The 4,338-nt window shown below is 36.4% G+C and carries 5 protein-coding genes; 4 read left to right on the forward strand and 1 reads right to left on the reverse strand.

Going from position 1 to position 4,338, the window contains the following annotated elements; genetic code table 11:
• Positions 1–769: peroxiredoxin family protein (locus tag V7147_RS17415; protein WP_335369101.1), on the forward strand; the 769-nt coding region annotated here is incomplete at its 5' end.
• A gap of 22 nt (positions 770–791) precedes the next feature.
• Here the strand turns inward: V7147_RS17415 and V7147_RS17420 are convergent.
• A complete protein-coding gene (locus tag V7147_RS17420; protein ID WP_335369102.1) occupies positions 792–1,370 on the reverse strand; it encodes a DUF1836 domain-containing protein in 579 nt (192 codons plus the stop codon).
• A gap of 163 nt (positions 1,371–1,533) precedes the next feature.
• Between V7147_RS17420 and V7147_RS17425 the strand changes: the two genes are divergently transcribed.
• From V7147_RS17425 to V7147_RS17435, 3 genes are all read left to right on the forward strand, one after another.
• Positions 1,534–2,205: an SGNH/GDSL hydrolase family protein gene (locus V7147_RS17425; protein WP_335369103.1), complete on the forward strand. Its 672-nt coding sequence runs from the start codon at positions 1,534–1,536 to the stop codon at positions 2,203–2,205.
• 132 nt (positions 2,206–2,337) lie between these two features.
• Positions 2,338–2,925: a peptide deformylase gene (def, locus tag V7147_RS17430; protein WP_335369104.1), complete on the forward strand. Its 588-nt coding sequence runs from the start codon at positions 2,338–2,340 to the stop codon at positions 2,923–2,925.
• Positions 2,926–3,097: 172 nt separating this feature from the next.
• Positions 3,098–4,270 (forward strand): MalY/PatB family protein, encoded by a 1,173-nt coding sequence (locus V7147_RS17435; RefSeq protein WP_335369105.1) that lies wholly within the window; start codon positions 3,098–3,100, stop codon positions 4,268–4,270.
• Positions 4,271–4,338: the final 68 nt, after the last annotated feature.

Here is a 4,338-nt window from a genome sequence, read left to right on the forward strand (position 1 = left end):
ACTTTATATTCTGTACCACTTTAAAAAGGTGACGGTAGGTGCATTTGTTCTCTTTCGATCAATTCTAATCGTAAGCATTGTAACCATGATGCTCTTCGATCTACTAGCGCTATTTTGGTTACAGGAACAAGTTATGCTTCATTTTATAAAATCAATGTGTGCATTCTTTCTTTTATTGTTGACATTCTATTATAGAGGACAACAGAAAAAGGAAGTGTTCCATTTGTTTAGAAAAGCAGCACTTATCGTTGGTTTAACTGGGCTTATCGTGTGGACAGTCAGTAGCAATATTTCTTTCGCAACCCCAAAAGAAAAGGTCGAAACAGTTGAACATAAAATCGGAATCTCTGTTGGTCATATGGCGCCTGATTTTACTTTAAAAACAATAAGCGGGGAAGAAATGAAGCTTTCGGAGTTCAGAGGAAAGAAAGTGATCTTAAACTTTTGGGCGAGCTGGTGCCCACCTTGTAAAGCAGAAATGCCTCATATGCAGGAATTTTACGTAGAAAATAAAGAATTCAATGCTGTACTTTTATCTGTTAATTTAACAACCGCGGAGAAAAAGAGATCTGATGTGGCAAAGTTTGTTGATGAATATGAGCTAACCTTTCCAGTCATGCTTGACGAGCAAGGAGAAATCGGACAAATCTATCAAGCTTACGCCATTCCAACAAGCTATTTAATTGATTCAAAGGGCATTATTCGTAAAAAAATCGTGGGGCCGATGGATAAAGAAATGATGAATGGATTAATCAATAGTGTAGAATAGCGGAAAAAGAAAAGTGAGCGAATCACTTTTCTTTTTTTTCAACTTGTTCAGCTATTAGCTCATCTACCAATGTTTCCGCAGCACGACGATAAAATTGACTAACTGTTATAAAGGATAGAATCAAAAGTACTTTTTTAAGTTGTTCATCCTCGGAATAGTCCATTTCGTCAGATACATCCTTCATTTTTATATCAATATCCGCTTTAAATTCAGCCGAATTTTTTTTAGATAAAGCAAGATAACCTTTGTAAAATTTCTCTAGATCAAATTCCTCATCATTCATAATCCGATGATTTACATCCTCGAGTGTTGCCTTAATATCATTGATTGATAGGCCACTTTTCAGTTGATAAATCATGCTTAATAAAATCAAATGCTCTCTAGAATACTTTTTGTTTTTTATCGGGACCAATAGCTTACCTTTTGCGTAATTGTTAATCATTGTTTTCGTTAGGATCTTTTCATCTTCATTCCTTTTAGCGGTGTTAAATGTATTTTCAAAGAGTTGAATGACCTGATCCATATATAAATCAATTTGAGGAATATCCTCTAAAAAAATATTTTTATCTAAAATGTTGAATAAATCCTTCTCAAAATCCACTGTAACAACCTCATTTTCAGATATTATATGTAATTTAGTTTATCCTAAAACCACCAGAAAGTAAATCTTGACTACTTGATGTAATAGGGATATGATTATATGTAGTATAGATAACTACGTATGGTGGTAACGCGAATAAAACAAATGATGAGCGGTGATAAATATGAAGATTGTATGCTTTGGTGATAGTTTAACGAGAGGTGTTTCATTTGTGAAAGGTCGCATGCGGATTTTAAAAGAGAATTATCCAGCATTTTTACAGCAATTCGCTTCTGATCATTTCACTGTCATTAACAAAGGTGTATTTAATGATAACTCCGATTTATTATTGTCACGTGTTGAGAAAGATGTAATTGCTGAACATCCGGATTACGTCATTATTAATATTGGAGGCAATGACTGCAATTTTAAATGGGATGAAGTGGCGGAAAACCCTGAAGCCCGTCATCAACCAATTGTCCCAATTGAACGCTATATTGAAAACCTAAAACAATTGATTCAGAGAATACAAGAAACAAATAGCACGCCTATTTTGATGACTTTGCCACCCCTTGACCCCGTTCGATATTATAAAATGCTTGCTAAAACGTATGGAAGCTCGATCAGTCATTGGATTAGCCTTCAAGGAGGAATTGAGCACTGGCATGGCCTGTATAATCGCAGCTTGAACAGTTTAGCTCAACAATTAAATGTCCTTAAGATTGATGTTCGTTCAGCGATGAAACATTCAGGGGACTTAAATGACTTTATTAGTGATGATGGCATTCATTTAACAGGTGAAGGCTATAAAACAATGAGTAGTGAAGTTTTTAGTTCATTATTAAAAACAATCTAATGTGCCTCCAGCTTTGGTGGCATTTTTCTTTTTTACAGGAATACAACAGAAGGATTGTGAAAAACTGTATATCAATGGACATAGACTTTAGGGAAAGATAAGATTAATACATAAAATAGTGAAAAAAGGTAGATGAAAAAAATGTATTATAAATCAGATTACATCATTACGATGAAGGAAATTGTTCGTGAGGGGGATCCGATTTTAGTCCAAAAAACAGAAGAGGTTTCTGTACCACCTTCGGAAGAAGACAAGGAATCCCTTATTAGCATGATGAATTATTTGAAAAATAGCCAGGACCCAGAGCTTGCGAAAAAGTACGGTTTGCGCCCTGGAGTTGGTCTATCTGCTAACCAGGTCGGTCTTAATAAGCGCATGTTTGTCACTTATTTTACGGACTTTGATGACAAATTATATGAGTATTACATAGTGAATCCGAAAATTATCAGCCATTCTGTTTCGATGACCTATTTGCCGGAAGGAGAAGGATGCCTTTCAGTCGATCGCCCGGTAGAAGGCTATGTTCCAAGATATGAAAAAATAAAAATAAAAGCCTTTGATCTCAACGGGCAAGAGGTTTCACTACGCTTAAAAGGGTATGCTTCAATTGTATTCCAACATGAAATCGACCATCTAAATGGAATCATGTTTTACGATCATATCAACAAAGAGAATCCGTTTAAGCTTCCAGAAAATGTTGCAATAAAAAGCCTATACTAGAGCAAGGACAATACCCTTGTTCTAGTAAAGTAGCCTCCGGCGGATGCCACAGATTTTCAAAGGAAATTTTCGAGCAGTAAGATCAAAGACTAAGAACGCCACATCCTGTGGGCCTAAAATCTGGGCGCAAATACGCCAAGGCGCATTTGATAATATAAACGGAGGGGTTATCTTGAAGTATAATTTTGATGAATCCATCGATCGATTACGGACGAATTCAGTGAAGTGGGACGAGGTAGAAAATTTATTTGGTGATAAAGAAATTCTTCCGATGTGGGTGGCTGACATGGATTTTAAGGTTCCACAGCCAGTCATTGATGCTTTACAAAAGCGAGTGGAGCACGGAATTTTTGGGTATACAATCAGACCAGATTCCTATTATGAAGCAACTGTGGGGTGGATGAAACGCCGCCATAACTGGACAATCGAAAAGGATTGGATTTGCTTTACACCTGGTGTTGTACCAGCGCTTGGTATAATTGTTCAAAACTTTACAAATCCTGGAGATAAAATTGTGATTCAGCAGCCTGTTTATTATCCGTTTATGAGTGTGATTGAAAAGAACGCCCGCGAGATTGTCAATAATCCTTTACGATTTGAAAATGGTCGTTATTATATGGATTTTGATGAACTTGAGAAAAAGATTGATCCATCTGTTAAAATGATTATTATCTCAAATCCACATAATCCTGTCGGTCGTGTATGGACAAAGGATGAACTGACAAAACTAGGTGAAATTTGTTTGAAGCACAATATACTTGTTGTTTCCGACGAAATTCATTCTGACCTTATATATAAAGGAAATGATCATATTCCATTTGCATCGATATCCGAAGAGTTTGCACAAAATTCCATTACATGTACTGCACCAAGCAAAACCTTTAATCTTGCTGGCTTGCAAATATCCAATATCATTATTCCGAACCAGGAACTTCGTGAAAGTTTTAATAAAGCACTCGAGGATCGGTTTATCGGCATGACTAATACATTTGGCGTAACTGCACTAATTGCAGCTTATGAGGAAGGCGATGAATGGCTTGACCAACTCATCGACTATTTACAAGGAAATCTTGATTTTCTAAAAAAGTATATAAAGGTTAATATTCCTGAGGTAAAAGTGATTGAACCTGAAGCAACTTATCTCGTGTGGCTTGATTGCCGTGAACTCGGATTGGATGCCAAGGAGCTAGAACATGTCATCCAAAAACAAGGAAAAGTCGCATTTGATGAAGGATATATTTTTGGAAAAGTAGGGGAAGGCTACACCCGAATCAACATCGCATGTCCAAGGTCGCTGTTGGAAGAAGGTTTAAAACGATTTAGTCAGGCAATAAAAAATAGATAACAAAAAAAGCTTGAAGGCAATGCCTTCAAGCTTAATACAATCAAATACGCCATGGCGTATTTGCGCCC

Origin of the sequence: Bacillus sp. JJ1521, assembly GCF_036965165.1 — a bacterium.
Lineage (GTDB): Bacteria > Bacillota > Bacilli > Bacillales > Bacillaceae_L > Ferdinandcohnia.

What these genes read in the sequence shown, in the direction of transcription:
- V7147_RS17425 (WP_335369103.1), top strand. Translation starts at nt 1,534, where the DNA reads ATGAAGATTGTATGCTTTGGTGATAGTTTAACGAGAGGTGTTTCATTT.
- def (WP_335369104.1), top strand. Translation starts at nt 2,338, where the DNA reads ATGAAAAAAATGTATTATAAATCAGATTACATCATTACGATGAAGGAA.